This window comes from Azospirillum terrae (assembly GCF_053470425.1).
In genome coordinates this window covers 353,741-371,072 of the sequence record NZ_JBPXMR010000002.1, presented here as the reverse complement: position 1 = coordinate 371,072, position 17,332 = coordinate 353,741, and the positions used below count along the sequence as shown (strand labels likewise).

Genomic DNA, 17,332 nt, shown 5'->3' with positions numbered 1-17,332 from the left:
GGGGAGCACGCGTGAGCTACGCCGTCAAAGAGATCTTCCATACGTTGCAGGGTGAAGGAGCGCAGACCGGGCGCGTCGCCGTGTTCTGCCGCTTTTCCGGCTGCAATCTGTGGAGCGGCCGCGAGGACGACCGGGCCGCCGCGATCTGCACCTTCTGCGACACGGACTTCGTCGGCATGGACGGAGGCGGCGGCGGGCGCTTCGCGTCGGCCGACGGGCTCGCCGATGCGGTCGAAGCCTGCTGGCGGGACGCGGTGTCGCCGGATGACGACGGGCGCCGTTACGTCGTCTGCACCGGCGGCGAACCTCTCCTTCAGCTCGACGGCGCCTTGATCGACGCCCTGCATGGGCGCGGCTTCGCGGTCGCCGTGGAGACCAACGGAACGCTGCCCGCCCCGGCCGGGCTGGACTGGATCTGCGTCAGCCCCAAGGCGGGCGCGCCCCTGGCGCAGCGCTCCGGCAACGAGCTGAAGGTCGTCTGGCCACAGGATGGCCTGGACTTGGCGGCGCTGGGGACGCTCGGCTTCGAGCACTTCTTTCTTCAGCCGATGGATGGGCCGGGGGCGGCCGATGCGCTGGCGCTTTGCCTGGACTGGTGCCGGCGTCACCCGCGCTGGCGCCTGGGATTGCAGACACACAAACTGGTAGGGATACCGTGAGCAGCTTTCAGGTTACGCGGCGCATCGGTGTCGATGCCGGGCACCGCATCATGACGCACGGCTCCAAATGCCGGCACATCCATGGCCATCGCTACGAGGTCGAGGCCACATGCCGCGCGGCGCGCCTGCACGAGGCCGGCGAGCAGAGCGGAATGGTGCTCGATTTCGGGTTCCTGAAGGAGGAGATGATGGCGGTGATCGACGCTCCGTGCGACCACGGCTTCATCGCCCAGGTGGACGACGTCGAACTCCTGACCATGTTCGCGCCGGAAGGCCAGGATGCCGGCCGGTGGATCGACGCCGTCCGGGCGACAGTCGCGCGGGACGGCTTCGCCGCCACCAATGAGTGCCGGCTGGGAACCAAGCTCTACATTCTGCCGACACCCCCGACCGCCGAGGAGCTGGCGGCTCACTGGTTCGGACGCCTGTCGGCGCAGGTGAGCGAGCGCAGCGACGGGTTCGCCGAACTGGCGCGGCTGCGCATCTGGGAAACCCCGAATTGCTGGGCGGAATACGGCCTCAATCCGGCTTAGCGCCAATCCTCGCCGGCAAACGAAAAGGGGCGCCTCGCGGCGCCCCTTTCCTTCATCGGCTGGGATGGCAGCCGGTCACGAGCAGCCCGTCGTCGAGCCGCAGGTGTCGCACTTGAGGCAAGTCCCGTTGCGGACCAGCGTCATGTTTCCACATTCGCCGCAGGGGTCGCCCTCATAGCCGCGGGCGCGGGCCTCGCGGACGCGGTCGTAGCGGTTGTCGGACATGCTGCCGCCGTAGGACGTGCCGGTCGCCACCGTGCCGGACGCCATGCCGCCGCCGAAGCCGGTCGTCGCCGTGGCGACCGCCACCGAACCGGCGACCGCCGCCGCCGCACCGGCGCCGGTGGCCTGGGCCAACTGCATCGCCGCCACCGCGCGCTGGGCCTGCCCGCCGTTGAGGACGCGCAGGTTGTTGCGGACGTAGCCGGTGGACGCCACCCGGCGGACGATGTCCGACGGCTGCACCTGCTGCGAGTCGGGCAGGTCGGCCTGCTTGTCGCCGGTGCCCACGGTGAAGGGCAGCAGGTCGTCCGGCGTGGCGTGCGCCAGATCGTTGCGGCCGAGGTAGGAGATCGCCAGCTCGCGGAACAGGTAGTCGATCACCGACGTCGCCATCTTGATGGCGTCGTTGCCCTGCACCGAGCCCGACGGCTCGAAGCGGGTGAAGGTGAAGGCCTCGACGAACTCTTCCAGCGGCACGCCGTATTGCAGGCCGATGGACACCGCGATGGCGAAGTTGTTCATCAGCGAGCGGAAGGCGGCGCCTTCCTTGTGCATGTCGATGAAGATCTCGCCCAGGTGACCGTCTTCGTACTCGCCGGTGCGCAGGTAGACCTTGTGCCCGCCGACCATCGCCTTCTGGGTGTAGCCCTTGCGGCGGTGCGGCAGCTTCTGGCGGTCGGAGACCTTCCGCTCGACGATCTTTTCGATCACCCGCTCGACGATGCGCTCGGACACCATCTGGGTGCGGGCGGCGTTCGGCGCGTCGACGATCTCGTCTACACCGTCCTCGTCGTCGATCAGCGCCGACGACAGCGGCTGGCTCAGCTTCGAGCCGTCGCGGTACAGCGCGTTCGCCTTCAGGCCCAGGCGCCAGGACATCAGGTAGGCGTCCTTGCACTCCTCCACCGTCGCCGAGTTCGGCATGTTGATGGTCTTGGAAATGGCGCCGGAGATGAAGGGCTGCGCCGCCGCCATCATGGTGATGTGGCTCTGCCAGGACAGGAAGCGCTTGCCGATGCGGCCGCAGGCGTTGGCGCAGTCGAACACCGACAGGTGCTCGTCGCGCAGGTACGGCGCACCCTCCAGCGTCATGGCGCCGCAGCAGAAGGTGTTGGCCTCCTCGATCTCGGCCTTGCCGAAGCCGAGCGCGGTCAGCAGGTCGAAGCCGGGGGCGTCGATCTGCTCGGCCGGAATGCCCAGCGCCGTGGTGATGAACTCGGTGCCCAGCGTCCACTTGTTGAAGACGAACTTGATGTCGAAGGCGGTGCCCAGCGACAGCTCCAGCTTGGTCAGCGCCTCGGTGGTGAAGCCCTTGGCGCGCAGCGTGTCGTGGTTGACGCCCGGCGCGCCCTTCAGCGTGCCGTGGCCGACCGCGTAGCGCTCCATCTCCTCGATCTCCTCATCGGAGTAGCCGAGGGTGGTCAGCGCTTCCGGCACCAGCCGGTTGACGATCTTGAAGTAGCCGCCGCCGGCCAGCTTCTTGAACTTCACCAGCGCGAAGTCCGGCTCGATGCCCGTGGTGTCGCAGTCCATGACCAGACCGATGGTGCCGGTCGGCGCGACCACCGTGGCCTGGGCGTTGCGGTAGCCGTACTGCTCGCCGAGGTTCAGCGCCTCGTCCCAGACGCGGCGGGCGGCCATGGCCAGATCCTCGTCCGGGCAGAGGTCGGCGACGAACGGAACCGGCTTCACCGCCAGCCCCTCATAACCCTCCGACTCGCCGAAGGCGGCGCGGCGGTGGTTGCGGATGACCCGCAGCATCTGCTCGCGGTTCTTCTCGAAGCCGGGGAACGGCCCCAGCTCCTGCGCCATCTCGGCCGAGGTGGCGTAGGCGACGCCGGTCATCACGGCGGAGATGGCGGCGCACAGCGCGCGGCCCTCGTCCGAGTCGTAGGACAGGCCGGACGACATCAGCAGGCCGCCGAGGTTGGCGAAACCGAGGCCGAGCGTGCGGAACTCGTAGGAGAGCTGGGCGATTTCCTTGGACGGGAACTGCGCCATCAGCACGGAGACTTCCAGCACGATGGTCCACAGGCGGCAGGCGTGCTCGAACGACTCGACGTCGAAGGTGCCGTCGGCCCGGCGGAAGGTCATCAGGTTCAGCGACGCCAGATTGCAGGCCGTGTCGTCGAGGAACATGTACTCCGAGCAGGGGTTCGACGCGTTGATGCGGCCGGACTCGGGGCAGGTGTGCCAGTCGTTGATGGTGGTGTCGAACTGCACGCCCGGATCGGCGCACGACCACGCGGCGTGGCCGATCTTGTCCCACAGCTCACGGGCGCGCAGGGTCTTGTGGACCTTGCCGTCGGTGCGGCGGATCAGATCCCAGGCGCCGTCGTCCAGCACCGCCTGCACGAACTTGTCGGAGACGCGCACGGAGTTGTTGGAGTTCTGGCCGGCCACCGTCAGGTAGGCCTCCGAATCCCAATCGGTGTCGTAGGTCTTGAAGTCGATGTGGGTGTAGCCCTGGCTGGCGAACTGCATCACGCGCTGGATGTAGTTCTCCGGGATCTGCGCCTTGCGGGCGGCGACGATCGCGCGCTTGAGCTCCTTGTTCTCCTTCGGGTCGGTGCCGTTCTGGCAGGCGCCCATCACGAGGCTCAGGTGGTGCTGGCAGACCTTCGAGCCGGCGACCAGGGCGGCGACCTTCTGCTCCTCGACCGCCTTCCAGTCGATGTAGTTCTCGATGTCCGGGTGATCGAGGTCGACGGTGACCATCTTGGCGGCGCGGCGCGTGGTGCCGCCCGACTTGATGGCGCCGGCGGCGCGGTCGCCGATCTTCAGGAAGCTCATCAGGCCCGACGAGCGGCCGCCGCCGGCCAGACGCTCACCCTCGCCGCGCAGGCGGGAGAAGTTGGAGCCGGTGCCCGAGCCGTACTTGAACAGGCGCGCCTCGCGCACCCACAGATCCATGATGCCGCCGTCGTTGACGAGGTCGTCGGCGACCGACTGGATGAAGCAGGCGTGCGGCTGCGGGTGCTCGTAGGCGGTGGCCGAGGAGGTCAGCAGGCCGGTCTTGAAATCGACGTAGTAGTGGCCCTGGCTCGGGCCGTCGATGCCGTAGGCCCAGTGCAGGCCGGTGTTGAACCACTGCGGGCTGTTCGGCGCCGCCATCTGGGCGGCCAGCATGAAGCGCATTTCGTCGTTGAAGGCGCGCGCGTCCTCCTCCGAGTCGAAATAGCCGCCCTTCCAGCCCCAATAGGTCCAGGTGCCGGCCAGACGGTCGAACACCTGCTTGGCCGAGGTCTCGCCGACCACGCGCTGTTCCTTGGGCAGGTTGGCGAGCGCCGATTCGTCGGCCTCCTTGCGCCACAGCCAGGAGGGAACGGTGTTCTCCTCGACCGGCTTGAGGGCGGCGGGCACGCCGGCCTTGCGGAAATACTTCTGCGCCAGGATGTCGCTGGCGACCTGGCTCATGCCTTCCGGCACTTCGATGTCGGACTGGGAGAAGACAACCGAGCCATCGGGGTTGCGGATCTCGCTGCCGGTGCGGCGGAAGCCGATGGTGGCGTACGCGTCCTGACCTTCGCTCGTGAAACGTCGCTGGATCCGCATGTGCTACTCGAGCTCCCTTCCCAATGGACCGGCGGCGCCTGAGCTGCCTGCCGAACTCCAGATGCCGTCTGATGGGGGCACCCTACCACGAAGGATAAGTGGGTCAACCAGATCTGGGGGAGACCCCCGACTTATCCCCAGGATATGGTGTGCCTGTGAACAACGTGTATATCTCCCTTCGGTTCCAGGGGTTGGAGCCGCGCCGCCGTTTCGCAGTCGGCGTAAGACGAAGGGGGAACGAGGCTCGCGCCGGGCGGGCACTAAATCTAGTGGCTCGCGGCCCCGCGCGGGGCGGTGCGGACGGACGATCCGGCAGGGTATGCGGAGTGCCGCCGCGGACTCAAGGGGGGCTCAGGCGGTGACGCCGCGCTCGCGCAGGAAGGCGCCCAGCTTCTTGTCCACATTCAGGATGTGGCCGGACAGCCACTTGGCGAGGAAGCCCAGCACATAGGCGCCCTGCTCGCCCCCGGCGTCCAGCGCGTTGTTCACGTCGTGGATCTGGCGGACGAAGGTGTCGTGCATGGCCTTGTGCATGGCGAAGTCCGGGTAGGCGTGCGCCTTCATCATCTGCTCTTCGCGGTCGAAGTGGCTGTCGGTGTACTCCAGCAGTTCGACCAGCACGCTCTCGATCTCCGAATCCGCCCGGTTGTCGTTGACGGCGGTGACCAGTTCGTTGAACAGCTCGAACAGGCGCTTGTGGTCGGCGTCGATGACGGCGTGGCCGACACCGAATCCGTCCTGCCATGCCACCGCGTCCCAACGCGGGTCGGACGAGGCCTTCATGGTCTTGGCATGCATGGGGAATGTCCACCCTTGTCGCGAGCCGCTGTCGGCGCAGCCGCGTCGTTGCTCTCCCAGGCGCGTCTATACGCGTGCGTGCGACCGCGCCCAAGGCGGCATGATGTCTCAGCGCCCCCGCTGACATGGTTTGGCAGCAGGGCATGGTAAGGTCGGCGATTCCCTGGGGTATGCCGACATGCCGCGCGCCGAACGCCTTCTCGACCTGATCCAGATCCTGCGCCGCCACCGCCGGCCGGTGAGCGGCCACACGCTCGCGGACGAGCTGGGCGTCAGCCTGCGCACGCTCTATCGCGACATCGCCGCGTTGCAGGCGCAAGGGGCGCGAATCGACGGCGAGCCGGGGATCGGCTACCTGCTGCGGCCGGGCTTCCTGATGCCGCCGCTGATGTTCTCGGAGGAAGAGATCGAGGCGCTGGTGCTGGGCGCACGGTGGGTCGCCGAGCGGGCGGACGCGCAGCTCGGCGCCGCGGCGCGCAACGCGCTGGCCAAGATCGCCGCGGTGCTGCCGGACGATCTGCGAGAGGCGCTCGACGCCTCGGCGCTGCTGGTCGGGCCGGGCGAGCCGGTCGCCGCCGGGGAGGCCGACCTCGCGGACATCCGCCGGGCGATCCGCAGCGAGCGCAAGCTCGCCATCGCCTACCGCGATGGGGCGGCGACGGAGACCCGGCGGGTCATCTGGCCGTTCGCGCTGGGCTTCTTCGAGCGCGTGCGCGTGGTGGTCGCGTGGTGCGAGCTGCGCGGGGCGATCCGCCACTTCCGCACCGACCGCATCGCCGCGCTGACGGTGACCGAGACGCGCTACCCGCGGCGGCGGCAGGCGCTGCTCAAGGAGTGGCGGGAGGTGGAGGGCATCGCCGCGCGGTAGCACACTGCTGACAGAAACTGTCAGCAGCCTCGCTTAAGGTCCGTCTCAACGAGCAACCAACCGTGAGGACCACGCCATGCGCGACCTGAACTTCGTCATCCTCTATGTCGACAGCCCCTCGGCCAGCGCCGCCTTCTACGCCGAGCTGCTGGGCAAGCAGCCGGTGGAAGCCTCGCCGACCTTCGCCATGTTCGCCATGGAATCGGGCGTCATGCTCGGGCTGTGGTCGCGGCACACGGTGGAGCCCGCCGCCACCGCGGCCGGCGGCGGTGCGGAGGTCGCCTTCACGGTCGCCGACGCCGACGCCGTCCGCGCGACCCACCAGGACTGGAAACAGCGCGGCCTGCCCATCGCGCAGGAGCCCACCGCCATGGACTTCGGCCACACCTTCGTGGCGCTCGACCCGGACGGCCACCGCCTGCGGGTGTTCGCCCCGGCCGCGCCGTGAGCAGGGCCATGAGCGCGAACTGGATCGCGGTCGCCTCGGGCGAGCATGTCAAGATCGGGCGTGCGGGCGGCTTCATGCAGGTCTGCCACGGCAAGGCGGCGCCGCTGCGCCGCCTGCGGCCGGGGGACCGCGTCGCCTACTATTCGCCCACCGCGACGTTCCGCGGCACGGACACGCTGCAAGCCTTCACCGCCATCGGCATCGTCAAGGACGGCGAGCCCTATCAGGCGGATATGGGCGGAGACTTCCACCCGTTCCGCCGCGATGTGGACTGGATCGACGCACACGAGGCACCGATCCGGCCGCTGCTCGGGACGCTGGACCTCGCGGCGGGTGGGCGGTCCTGGGGCTACCAGCTGCGCTTCGGGCTGTTCACGGTCAGCGACCACGACATGGAGGTGATCGCCGCCGCCATGACGGCGTCGCTTCCCGCCAAAGCGCCCGTCAGGACACTGCCGCTGTTGGCAGGTTTACTAACAGGTTCTGCGGCTTGAGGCGCAGCGTGCGGTCGGGCGCCATCGCCATGGCGAGGTAGACCGGGCGGCCGGCGATGTCGGCGCGCATGGCGGCGGGGTCGGCGAACTCCAGGCGGAACAGCGCCAGGATTCGCGCCATGCGCTCCTCCGCCACCTCGGCGCCCTGGTAGAGGTCGTTGAGGATGGCCGTCGCCTCGGCGTCCAGCCCGACGTGCCAGACCCAGCGCTCGTCGTTGATGGTCTGCACGGGGTGGACGGTGACCGCGACGCCCAGGAAATGCGCCACCCAGCGCTCCAGCACCCGGCACAGCGCGTCCAGCCCCGCGGCACCGAAGGTGACGTCGAGCACCGTGTCGTACTTTTCGTCACGGCCCCAGTAGAGGGCGTGCGAGCGCTCGTCGAGCACGTCCAGCTCCACCGAGCGCGGCGCCGTGCCGGCCTCCACCACCAGCTTGCCCAGATTGCCGAAGCCGCCGGTGGCGGCGTGCATGGCGACCGTCTCGGAATCGGCCAGCCGCACCCGCCCGTCGTCCAGCGATACCGTCTGCGCCCGGAAGAACAGCTCGCCCGCCCGCGCCCGCAGGCCGGACGGCGTCTCGTCGAGGATGCCGCGCAGGATGGCGTGCACGAGCTGGTCGACGAACAGCCCCGGCACGCCGCGCGCCCCCTCGCGGAACAGGCGCAGGTAGCAGGCCTCCAGCGTGCCGGCCGCGATCAGGCGGTCGCGGAAAGCCAGCAAGACCTGCCAGTTGTCGCGCGCGTCCGGATCGGCCAGCGCGGTGATGGCGGATTCGGGCACCGGGCGTTGCGGGGTCTCCAGCAGGCCCTCGTACAGCGCGCGCTCGTTGGCGCAGGCCTCGGGCGGGGGCTGCATCTCCGGCCGCAGCAGGTAGGCGCGCAGGAAGTCGTCGGTCACCGCGAGCCTTCCCCCGGCGTCGCGGTCCAGCAGATGGTAGCCGGAGCTTTTCCAGAAATCGGGCATGGCGGGCTCTATAAGGAATGGCGGGCGAGGAAGGCGTCGATGTCCGCCCACACGCGGTCGCGGATCTCGTCGCGCTCCATCAGGACTTCGTGTCGGGCGTCGGGATAGCTCACCAGCGTGCAGCCGGGCCAGCGCCGCGCCACCGCCGCCTGGGCCTTCGAGTCCACCACGAGGTCGCCGGACGCGCTCAGCAACAGCGCCGGCGTGCGCACGCGGTCCAGCGGTTCGGTGGTCCGCACCGCGTCGGCGGCGCGGAACGCCGCGCGCAGCCAGCCGAAGGTGACGCCGCCGACGCGCAGCTCCGGCCGGTCGCGGAAGGCGTCGTGGAAGGTGGCGTAACGGCGCGGGTCGCTGGAGATGACGTTGCCGGCGAAGACCGCCTCGTGCGGGTCGTAGTCGCCCTGGCCAAAGGCGTAGCGGCTGCCGAACCCCAGCGCGCAGGCGGCATCCGCCAGCCGGCGCGCCAGCCACACCGGCAAACCGCGCAGGTTGATGTCGTGCATGGGGGCGGAAAGGATCATCGCGCGGAAGCGGTCGGGCTGGCGCGCCGCGTACAGCGTCGCCACCAGCCCGCCCATGGAATGCGCCATCAGCAGCAGCGGCCCGCGTGCCTGCAGTTCCACCACCCGGGACACGAATTGCTCCAGGTCGTCGGCGAGGCCGGCGAAATCCTCGACGTGGTGGACCTGCGGGTTGGCGAGCGGCCGGGTCGAGAGGCCCTGGTTGCGCCAGTCCATGGAAAACACGTCGAAACCGCGCGCCACCAGCGTTTCGGCGGTTTCCTGATACTTCTCGATGAACTCGGCGCGGCCGGTGAGCAGGACGAACGTGCCGCGCGGCTCAGTCCCGGCGCGCCAACGGGCCGTGCGCAGCCGCGCGCCGTCGGGCAGATCCAGCCAGCCGAACTCCGGCCCCGTGCCCGTCGTCACTCCACTTGCGTCCGCCATCATCCCTCCGTCGTGCGGGCGCATTGAAGCATCGCGCGGGCCGGCGGTCCAGCGGAGCGGAATGCCTTACATCCGCGAACTCCGGCGGCCGCGGTCGAACACCGACAGCACGGCCCCCAAGCCCCCGGCCGCGGTGTGGCGCGACCACAGGAAGGGCGCCAGCGCCGTGCGCTTGCCCATGCCCATGACGTGCACCGTGCGCCGGCCGATGGCGGACAGCCCGGCGCGCGCCACATCGTCGGCGTCGTCGGCGCCGGGCAGCCGGCCCACCTCGAAGCCGGAGCTTTCGCCGAAGTTCGTGCGCGTGGCGCCGGGGCACAGCACCAGCACGTCGATGGGTTTGCGGCGCAACTCCGTCGCCAACGCCTCGCCATAGGACAGGACGAACGCCTTGCTGGCGCTGTAGGTGGCGAGGTAGGGCACGGGCTGGAACGCCGTGGTGCTGGATACCAGCAACAGCCCGGCGCGCCGGCCGCTGGCCGCGGCGCGGTCGATCATCCCCGGCAGCAGCGCGCGGGTCAGCTCGCTCACCGCCGTGACGTTCAGGTTGATGGTGGCACGCTCCTCCTCCGGCTTGTTGGCGATGACCGCGCCGAAGGCGCCAGTCCCGGCGTTGTTGATCAGCAGGTCGATGCCCAGCGCCTCGGCCCTGGCGATCAGCGCCTGGCGGCCCTCGCCGGTGGTGAGGTCGGCGGACAGCACCTCCACTGTGCGGCCGGGACGGGACAGCGACTGGCGCGCCTGGGCCAGCGCCTCGGCGTTGCGCGCGGTCAGCAAAAGGTCGGTCTCGGCCGGCAGCGCGCGGGCGAAGGCGGCGCCGATGCCGGACGAGGCGCCGGTCACCAGGGCGAAACGATAGGGCATCGTACGGCATCCTTGCTGCGGGCGGATCGTCAGTCAGACCTTCGTGCCGTAAAGGCGGGGGTCAACCCTGCCGAAAGTCATCCTCCGAGTCGCTGATGATTGAGCGGCCGACCGTCAGGGGGAAGCGCGTCTTCCATCTCCTGCGCCGAGGAATGGATACCCCGCCTGGGATGGGATCCGACTCGGGGATCGGCCGTTTTGCACCTGCGATGAGAAAAAGGAGACAGGCCCCTCGTTTTGGCCGCGCCCGGGGGAAATTAACCATTTTTTTCCGCCCTATGTGTTGTCATGATGCATCTGCGGTGCATATACCGCGCCGCACCAATTGCTTGCTGCACCGCACCGGCGGAGCACGGAAGAGAGAGGACCCAGCGTATGGACGACGTTCGTCAGATCTCGAAGGAATTGGACGGTCACTACATCGAAGACCTGTCCATTGGCATGACGGCCGCCTACGCCAAGACGATCACCGATGCCGACATCGTGCTGTTCGCCGGCATCTCGGGCGACACCAACCCGGTGCACCTGAACCAGGAATACGCCAGCGGCACCATGTTCCAGGGCCGCATCGCGCACGGCATGCTGTCGGCCGGCTTCATCTCGGCGGTGCTGGGCACCAAGCTGCCGGGTCCGGGCTGCATCTACATCTCGCAGACACTGAAGTTCAAGGCGCCGGTCCGCTCGGGCGACACCGTCACCGCCCGCGGCACCATCACCGAGATCATCCCGGAAAAGCGCCGCGTCATCATGCGCACGGTCTGCACCGTCGGTGAGACCGTCGTGCTCGAAGGCGAAGCGATGCTGATGGTTCCGTCGCGCGGCTGATCCGCGGCGGCGGTATCGAGGTTCGTCGATACAGCGCCGACGCGTTTACCCCGCGTCGGCGCTGTTCTATATACTCGCCCAGCCGTCCGGCCCGCCCGTTCCGCGGACCGCCCGGCCTTCCGGCGAGAGGCTCACTCCTTGCGACTGTTCCGACACACCGACGATCTGCCCGAAGACGCACGCGGCGCCGTTCTGGCGCTCGGCAACTTCGACGGCGTGCACCGCGGCCATCAGGCGGTGATCGGCACTGCGCAGGCCATCGCGCGCGAGCTGGGCTGCCCGGCCGGCGTCGTCAGCTTCGAGCCGCACCCGCGCAGCGTCTTCCGCAAGGACGTGCCGCAGTTCCGCCTGTCGCCGTTCCGCGTCAAGGCGCGCCAGCTGGAGGCGCTCGGTCTGGACCTGCTGGTGGTCTGCCACTTCGACGACAGCTTCCTGCACAAGTCCGCCGTATCCTTCATCGAGGACGATCTGGTCCGCGGCCTCGCCATCCGCCACGCGGTGTGCGGCAGTGATTTTCTGTTCGGCCACAAGCGGGCCGGCGACGTGGCCTTGCTGGAGCGCTATGGCGCCACGCACGGCTTCGGCGTCACCGCGGTCGGCCCGGTGACCGACCCGCGCGGCGGGGTGTATTCCTCGACCCGCGTGCGCGACGCGCTGCTGGCCGGCAACACGCGGGAAGCCGCGCACCTGCTGGGCCATTACTGGGAGATCGAGGGCCGCGTCGAACACGGCGAACAGCGCGGCCGCACCATCGGCTTCCCCACCGCCAACATCGAGCTGGGCGAGTACCTGCGCCCGGCCTTCGGCGTCTACGCCGTGCGCGCCGGGGTGGACCACGGCGCCGGCACGGTGTGGCACGACGGCGTCGCCAACCTCGGCCTGCGCCCGACCGTGGGCGGCACGACGGAGCGGCTGGAAGCACACCTGCTCAACTTTTCCGGCGACCTGTACGGCCAGCATTTGCGCGTCCAGCTCATCGAGCACATTCGCCCGGAGAGAAGATTCGCCAGTTTCGACGATCTAAAGATGCAGATCATCCAAGACGCCGAGGCCGCCCGCCGGGCGCTGGCCCAGCCGCGGGATGTATAGGGACCGCCCTGCGTCCAAGGAAAGGCACATCCCCCGGCGTTGCGAATGCGCTATAGTCGTGCCCGTCGCGCGGCGGTTGCCGCCGGTAAAGAGGTGGAGACGGGTTTATGGCGCTCAAGGTACGCGAGGACTACCGCACTCTGACGGGACCTGAGAAGGCGGCCATCCTGATGCTGTCCTTGGGCGAAGAACACGCGTCCAAGATGTTCTCGCTGATGGACGACGACGAAATCAAGGAACTGTCCCAGGTGATGGCCAACCTGGGCACCGTCTCGGCCAACCTGATCGAGCGCCTGTTCGTCGAGTTCGCCGAGCAGATGTCGGCCACCGGCTCGCTGGTCGGCACCTTCGATTCCACCGAACGCCTGCTGCTGAAGACCTTGCCCAAGGACAAGGTCGACGTGATCATGGAGGAGATCCGCGGCCCCGCCGGCCGCACCATGTGGGACAAGCTCGGCAACGTGTCCGAGCAGGTGCTGTCCAACTACCTGAAGAACGAATACCCGCAGACCGTCGCCGTGGTGCTCTCGAAAATCCGCCCCGAGCACGCCGGGCGCGTGCTGACCCAGCTGCCCGAGAGCTTCGCCATGGAGTGCGTCATGCGCATGCTGCGCATGGAGGCGGTGCAGAAGGAGGTGTTGGACGACGTCGAGCGCACGCTGCGCACCGAGTTCATGACCAATCTGGCGCGCACCAGCCGGCGCGACAGCCACGAGATGCTGGCGGAGATCTTCAACGGGCTGGACCGCACCACCGAGCACCGCTTCATGGCCGCGCTGGAGGAGCGCAACCGCGACAGCGCCGAGCGCATCAAGGCGTTGATGTTCACCTTCGAGGACCTCTCCAAGCTCGACCCGTCCGGCGTGCAGACGTTGCTCAGGAACGTGGACAAGACCAAGCTGGGCACCGCCTTGAAGGGTGCTTCGGAGACGCTGAAGGACCTGTTCTTCTCCAACATGTCGGAGCGCGCCGGCAAGATCATGCGCGAGGACATGGCGGCGATGGGCCCGGTGCGGGTGCGCGACGTGGACGAGGCGCAGATGTACATGGTCCAGCTCGCCAAGGACCTGGCGGCGCGCGGCGAGATCGTCATCTCCGAGGGTGGCGGCGAGAACGAACTGATCTACTGAGGAGCCGGCTCCCTCCCCCGTTGCGAATCCCGGCGCGGCTGTTTACACAGGGCGTTCGCCCGTAAGCTCGCCGGAGTGCCCCGCCATGCAGTCGCTCGCCGCCCTTCCCGACCGCGAGGTCATCGCGTCCACCGCCGCCAAGCTGCTGCTTGAGATCAAGGCGCTGCACTTCAACGCCGAGACGCCGTTCATCTTCACCTCCGGCTGGGCGAGCCCGGTCTACACCGACTGCCGGCGCATCATCTCGTTCCCGCGCGCCCGCGCGGCGCTGATGGACTTCTCGGTGGCGACAATCCTGCGCGAATGCGGCTACGAGAGCATCGACGCCATCGCCGGCGGCGAGACCGCCGGCATCCCCTTCGCCGCCTGGATCGCCGAGCGCATGGGCCTGCCCATGCAGTACATCCGCAAGAAGCCGAAGGGCTTCGGCCGCAACGCCCAGATCGAGGGCGTGGTCACGGACGGGCAGAAGGTCGTGCTGGTGGAAGACCTCGCCACCGACGGCAAGAGCAAGGTCAACTTCGTCAACGCGCTGCGCGATGCCGGCTGCGAGTGCACGGACACCTTCGTGATCTTCTATTACGGCATCTTCCCGCAGTCGAAGCAGATCATGGACAGCATCGGCGTGCGCCTGCACACACTGTGCACCTGGTGGGACGTGCTGAAGGTGGCGCGCGACAACAACTACTTCGACGTCAAGACCTTGGACGAGGTGGAGAAGTTCCTGCACGCCCCGGTGGACTGGTCCGCCGCGCACGGCGGCAAGGCGACGATGGACTGAGCGCCGCCTTGACCGAACCCCACACACGGCTAATATCCCGGCCCATGACGAGCTGCCTGGGGTACGATCTGCGAATTATCGGCCCGGTCCTCTGAGGGGGGCCGGGACAGACGCGTTGCTGCCGGGAGCCCTGACCGTGGCGCCCCGGACCTTTTTGCCCCAGGGACCCTCCCAATGACCCGCGATTACAAGTCCACCGTCTTCCTGCCGCGCACCGATTTCCCCATGCGCGGCGGTCTGCCCACCAAGGAGCCCGAGCTGCTGAAGCGCTGGGCGGAGATGGACCTGTTCGCCCGGCTCCGCGAAACCTCCAAGGACCGGCCGAAGTTCGTCCTGCACGACGGCCCTCCCTACGCCAACGGCAACATCCACATCGGCCACGCGCTGAACAAGATCCTCAAGGACGTGATCAACCGGTCGCGCCAGATGCAGGGCTTCGACGCCAACTACGTGCCCGGCTGGGACTGCCACGGCCTGCCCATCGAGTGGAAGATCGAGGAAAAGTACCGCGCCGCCGGCAAGGACAAGGATGAGGTCCCGGTCATCCAGTTCCGCGCGGAATGCCGCGAGTTCGCCCAGCACTGGGTGGACGTGCAGACGACCGAGTTCAAGCGGCTGGGCGTCGAGGGCGACTGGAAGCGCCCCTACCTGACCATGACGCTGAACGCCGAGGCGCAGATCGTCCGCGAGATCCACAAGTTCGCCATGAACGGCGGCCTCTACAAGGGCGCCAAGCCGGTGCTGTGGTCGGTCGTGGAAAAGACCGCGCTGGCCGAGGCGGAGGTCGAGTACCACGACCACACCTCCACCACCTGCTTCGTGCGCTTCCCGGTCGAGGGGGCCGGCGCGCCGGAGGTCGATCACGCCAACATCGTGATCTGGACCACCACGCCGTGGACGCTGCCCGGCAACCGCGCGCTCGCCTATGGCGAGGAGATCGAGTACGGCACCTACAAGGTGACCGGCGTCGCCGAGGGCAGCCTCGCCCAGGTGGGCGAGCGCCTGATCCTCGCCACCGCGCTGGCCGAGCAGGTGTTCCAGGCCGCCAAGATCACGGAGTGGAAGCAGATTCATCGCTTCCCCGGCTCGCGCATCGCCGGCACCATCTGCCGCCACCCGCTGCACGGCCAGGGCTACGACTTCAAGGTGCGGATGCTGGCGGGCGACTTCGTCACCACCGACGCTGGCACCGGCTTCGTGCACATCGCCCCCGGCCACGGCGAGGACGACTTCTATCTGGGCACCGCCAACGGCGTGGACGTGCCGCAGACGGTGGGCGAGGACGGCCGCTACTACGAGCACGTGCCGCTGTTCGCGGGCTTGCGCGTCTACACCGCCGAAGGCAAGCCCGGCGAGGCCAACAACGCCGTGCTGAAGGCCATCACCGAGGCCGGCGGCCTGCTGGCGCGCGACAAGGTCAAGCACAGCTACCCGCACTCCTGGCGCTCCAAGGCGCCGTTGATCTTCCGCACCACGCCGCAGTGGTTCATCTCCATGGAGACGAACGATCTGCGCAAGGTGGCGTTGCAGGCCATCGCCGACACGCGCTGGGTGCCGGAACAGGGACAGAACCGCATCCGCGCGATGATCGAGCAGCGCCCGGACTGGTGCATCAGCCGCCAGCGCGCCTGGGGCGTGCCGATCGCGCTGTTCGTGCGCAAGTCGGACGGCCAGATCCTGCGCGACGAAGCGGTGTTCACCCGCATCGCCGACATCTTCGAGACGGAAGGCTCCGACGCGTGGTTCGCCCGCGACCCGCAGGACTTCCTGGGGAATTCGTACAAGGCCGACGACTTCGAGCAGATCAAGGACATCGTCGACGTGTGGTTCGAGTCCGGCTCGACGCACGCCTTCGTGCTGCGCCAGCGGCCGGAGCTGGGCTGGCCGGCGTCCTTGTACCTGGAGGGTTCGGACCAGCACCGTGGCTGGTTCCACTCGTCGCTGCTGGAGTCGTGCGGCACCAACGGCCGGGCGCCCTATGACGCCGTGCTGACGCACGGCTTCACCATGGACGAGCAGGGCCGCAAGATGTCCAAGTCGCTGGGCAACGTGGTCGCCCCGCAGGAGGTCTGCGACAAGTTCGGCGCCGACATCCTGCGCCTGTGGGTGGTCGGCACCGACTACTCGGAAGACCAGCGCATCGGCCCGGAGATCATCAAGTCCCAGGCCGACCTGTACCGCCGCCTGCGCAACACGCTGCGCTACCTGCTGGGGGCGCTCGCCGACTTCAAGCCGGAGGAGCGTATCGAGAAGGCTGAGATGCCGGAGTTGGAGCGCTGGGTGCTGCACCGTCTGGTGGAGATGGACGCGCTGGTGCGCGCGAGCATCGAGGCCTACGACTTCCACGGCCTGTTCACGGCGCTGCACAATTTCTGCGCGGTGGATCTGTCGGCGTTCTACTTCGACGTCCGCAAGGACAGCCTGTACTGCGACCGTCACGACTCCGTGCGCCGCCGCTCGGTCCGCACGGTGATGGAGCAGCTGTTCTCCACGCTCACCGCGTGGCTGGCCCCGGTGCTCTGCTTCACCGCCGAGGAGGCGTGGCTGGCCCGACCGGAGGGCCTGACCACCGGCACCGGCTGGACCGAGAAGAGCGTGCACCTGCGCGTCTTCCCGGTGGTGCCGGCCTCCTGGCGCGACGACGCGCTGGCCGAGAAGTGGGGCAAGATCCGCGACGTGCGGCGCGTGGTCACGGGTGCGCTGGAGCTGGAGCGCGCCAACAAGAAGATCGGCTCGTCGTTGCAGGCGGAGCCGACCGTTCATGTGGACGCGGACACCACGGCGTTGCTGGCGGGGCTGGACTTCAACGACGTGTGCATCACCTCGGCGATCAGGCTCACCGAAGCGGCGGCGCCCGAGGGAGCCTTCACGCTGGCCGACGTGCCCGGCATTGCCGTGGTGCCGGGGCTGGCCGAGGGCGAGAAGTGCGAGCGCTGCTGGAAGGTGCTGCCGGAAGTCGGGCAGGACGCCGCCCACCCGACGCTCTGCCACCGCTGCGCGGACGCGGTGGAGCATATGTAGCTTAAGCCCCCTCTCCCCCCTGGGGAGAGGGTTAGGGTGAGGGGGGCCACGGGGGACGGGTAAGTTCGGCACACGCAGGCCCCCCTCACCCCAGCCCAGGTCGCTCGCAAGTCTCGCGACCGCGTTCCGCCTAC

The 17,332-nt window shown here is 68.5% G+C and carries 15 protein-coding genes; 10 read left to right on the top strand and 5 right to left on the bottom strand.

What is annotated here, in order from left to right; translation table 11 throughout:
• The first annotated feature begins 11 nt into the window (after window positions 1–11).
• Together queE and ACSVDD_RS08155 are read left to right on the top strand one after the other, a co-directional pair.
• Complete coding sequence (gene queE, locus ACSVDD_RS08160) at window positions 12–659, top strand: 7-carboxy-7-deazaguanine synthase (RefSeq protein ID WP_448188833.1); 648 nt, start codon at window positions 12–14, stop codon at window positions 657–659.
• Window positions 656–1,192, top strand: a complete 537-nt coding sequence (locus ACSVDD_RS08155) for a 6-carboxytetrahydropterin synthase (RefSeq protein ID WP_448188832.1) — start codon at window positions 656–658, stop codon at window positions 1,190–1,192. The genes queE and ACSVDD_RS08155 overlap by 4 nt, the downstream gene beginning before the upstream one ends.
• A gap of 75 nt (window positions 1,193–1,267) precedes the next feature.
• On the opposite strand, the gene ACSVDD_RS08150 is transcribed toward ACSVDD_RS08155, so the two are convergent.
• Window positions 1,268–4,969, bottom strand: a complete 3,702-nt coding sequence (locus ACSVDD_RS08150) for a vitamin B12-dependent ribonucleotide reductase (RefSeq protein ID WP_448188831.1) — start codon at window positions 4,967–4,969, stop codon at window positions 1,268–1,270.
• Between the two features lie 351 nt (window positions 4,970–5,320).
• Window positions 5,321–5,767: a bacteriohemerythrin gene (locus ACSVDD_RS08145; protein ID WP_448188830.1), complete on the bottom strand. Its 447-nt coding sequence runs from the start codon at window positions 5,765–5,767 to the stop codon at window positions 5,321–5,323.
• Between the two features lie 178 nt (window positions 5,768–5,945).
• On the opposite strand from ACSVDD_RS08145, the gene ACSVDD_RS08140 reads away from it, so the two are divergent.
• The 3 genes from ACSVDD_RS08140 (at window position 5,946) to ACSVDD_RS08130 (ending at window position 7,577) form a co-directional block, all read left to right on the top strand.
• Window positions 5,946–6,635 (top strand): helix-turn-helix transcriptional regulator, encoded by a 690-nt coding sequence (locus ACSVDD_RS08140; RefSeq protein ID WP_448188829.1) that lies wholly within the window; start codon window positions 5,946–5,948, stop codon window positions 6,633–6,635.
• 76 nt (window positions 6,636–6,711) lie between these two features.
• The gene (locus tag ACSVDD_RS08135; protein ID WP_448188828.1) at window positions 6,712–7,083 is read left to right on the top strand and encodes a VOC family protein; all 372 of its coding nucleotides are present in this window, start codon (window positions 6,712–6,714) and stop codon (window positions 7,081–7,083) included.
• A gap of 8 nt (window positions 7,084–7,091) precedes the next feature.
• Complete coding sequence (locus ACSVDD_RS08130) at window positions 7,092–7,577, top strand: EVE domain-containing protein (protein ID WP_448188827.1); 486 nt, start codon at window positions 7,092–7,094, stop codon at window positions 7,575–7,577.
• Here the strand turns inward: ACSVDD_RS08130 and ACSVDD_RS08125 are convergent.
• From ACSVDD_RS08125 to ACSVDD_RS08115, 3 genes are all read right to left on the bottom strand, one after another.
• On the bottom strand, window positions 7,528–8,541 hold the full coding sequence (locus ACSVDD_RS08125) for a DUF6352 family protein (protein ID WP_448188826.1): 1,014 nt from the start codon (window positions 8,539–8,541) through the stop codon (window positions 7,528–7,530). The two genes, ACSVDD_RS08130 and ACSVDD_RS08125, sit on opposite strands and share 50 nt — an antisense overlap.
• A gap of 8 nt (window positions 8,542–8,549) precedes the next feature.
• Window positions 8,550–9,470: an alpha/beta fold hydrolase gene (locus ACSVDD_RS08120; protein WP_448188825.1), complete on the bottom strand. Its 921-nt coding sequence runs from the start codon at window positions 9,468–9,470 to the stop codon at window positions 8,550–8,552.
• 84 nt (window positions 9,471–9,554) lie between these two features.
• Complete coding sequence (locus ACSVDD_RS08115; RefSeq protein ID WP_448188824.1) at window positions 9,555–10,352, bottom strand: SDR family NAD(P)-dependent oxidoreductase; 798 nt, start codon at window positions 10,350–10,352, stop codon at window positions 9,555–9,557.
• A gap of 375 nt (window positions 10,353–10,727) precedes the next feature.
• On the opposite strand from ACSVDD_RS08115, the gene ACSVDD_RS08110 reads away from it, so the two are divergent.
• The 5 genes from ACSVDD_RS08110 to ileS all read left to right on the top strand — a co-directional run bounded on the left by ACSVDD_RS08110 (window position 10,728) and on the right by ileS (window position 17,198).
• Window positions 10,728–11,177 carry a MaoC family dehydratase gene (locus ACSVDD_RS08110; protein ID WP_448188823.1) on the top strand — a complete coding sequence of 150 codons (450 nt, stop codon included), beginning with the start codon at window positions 10,728–10,730 and terminating at the stop codon, window positions 11,175–11,177.
• 138 nt (window positions 11,178–11,315) lie between these two features.
• Window positions 11,316–12,266 carry a bifunctional riboflavin kinase/FAD synthetase gene (locus tag ACSVDD_RS08105; RefSeq protein WP_448188822.1) on the top strand — a complete coding sequence of 317 codons (951 nt, stop codon included), beginning with the start codon at window positions 11,316–11,318 and terminating at the stop codon, window positions 12,264–12,266.
• 107 nt (window positions 12,267–12,373) lie between these two features.
• Entirely contained in the window at window positions 12,374–13,396 is a 1,023-nt protein-coding gene (gene fliG / locus ACSVDD_RS08100) for a flagellar motor switch protein FliG (RefSeq protein ID WP_448188821.1), read from the top strand.
• A gap of 85 nt (window positions 13,397–13,481) precedes the next feature.
• On the top strand, window positions 13,482–14,177 hold the full coding sequence (locus ACSVDD_RS08095) for an orotate phosphoribosyltransferase (RefSeq protein ID WP_448188820.1): 696 nt from the start codon (window positions 13,482–13,484) through the stop codon (window positions 14,175–14,177).
• A gap of 174 nt (window positions 14,178–14,351) precedes the next feature.
• Complete coding sequence (gene ileS, locus ACSVDD_RS08090) at window positions 14,352–17,198, top strand: isoleucine--tRNA ligase (protein ID WP_448188819.1); 2,847 nt, start codon at window positions 14,352–14,354, stop codon at window positions 17,196–17,198.
• Window positions 17,199–17,332 lie beyond the last annotated feature (134 nt).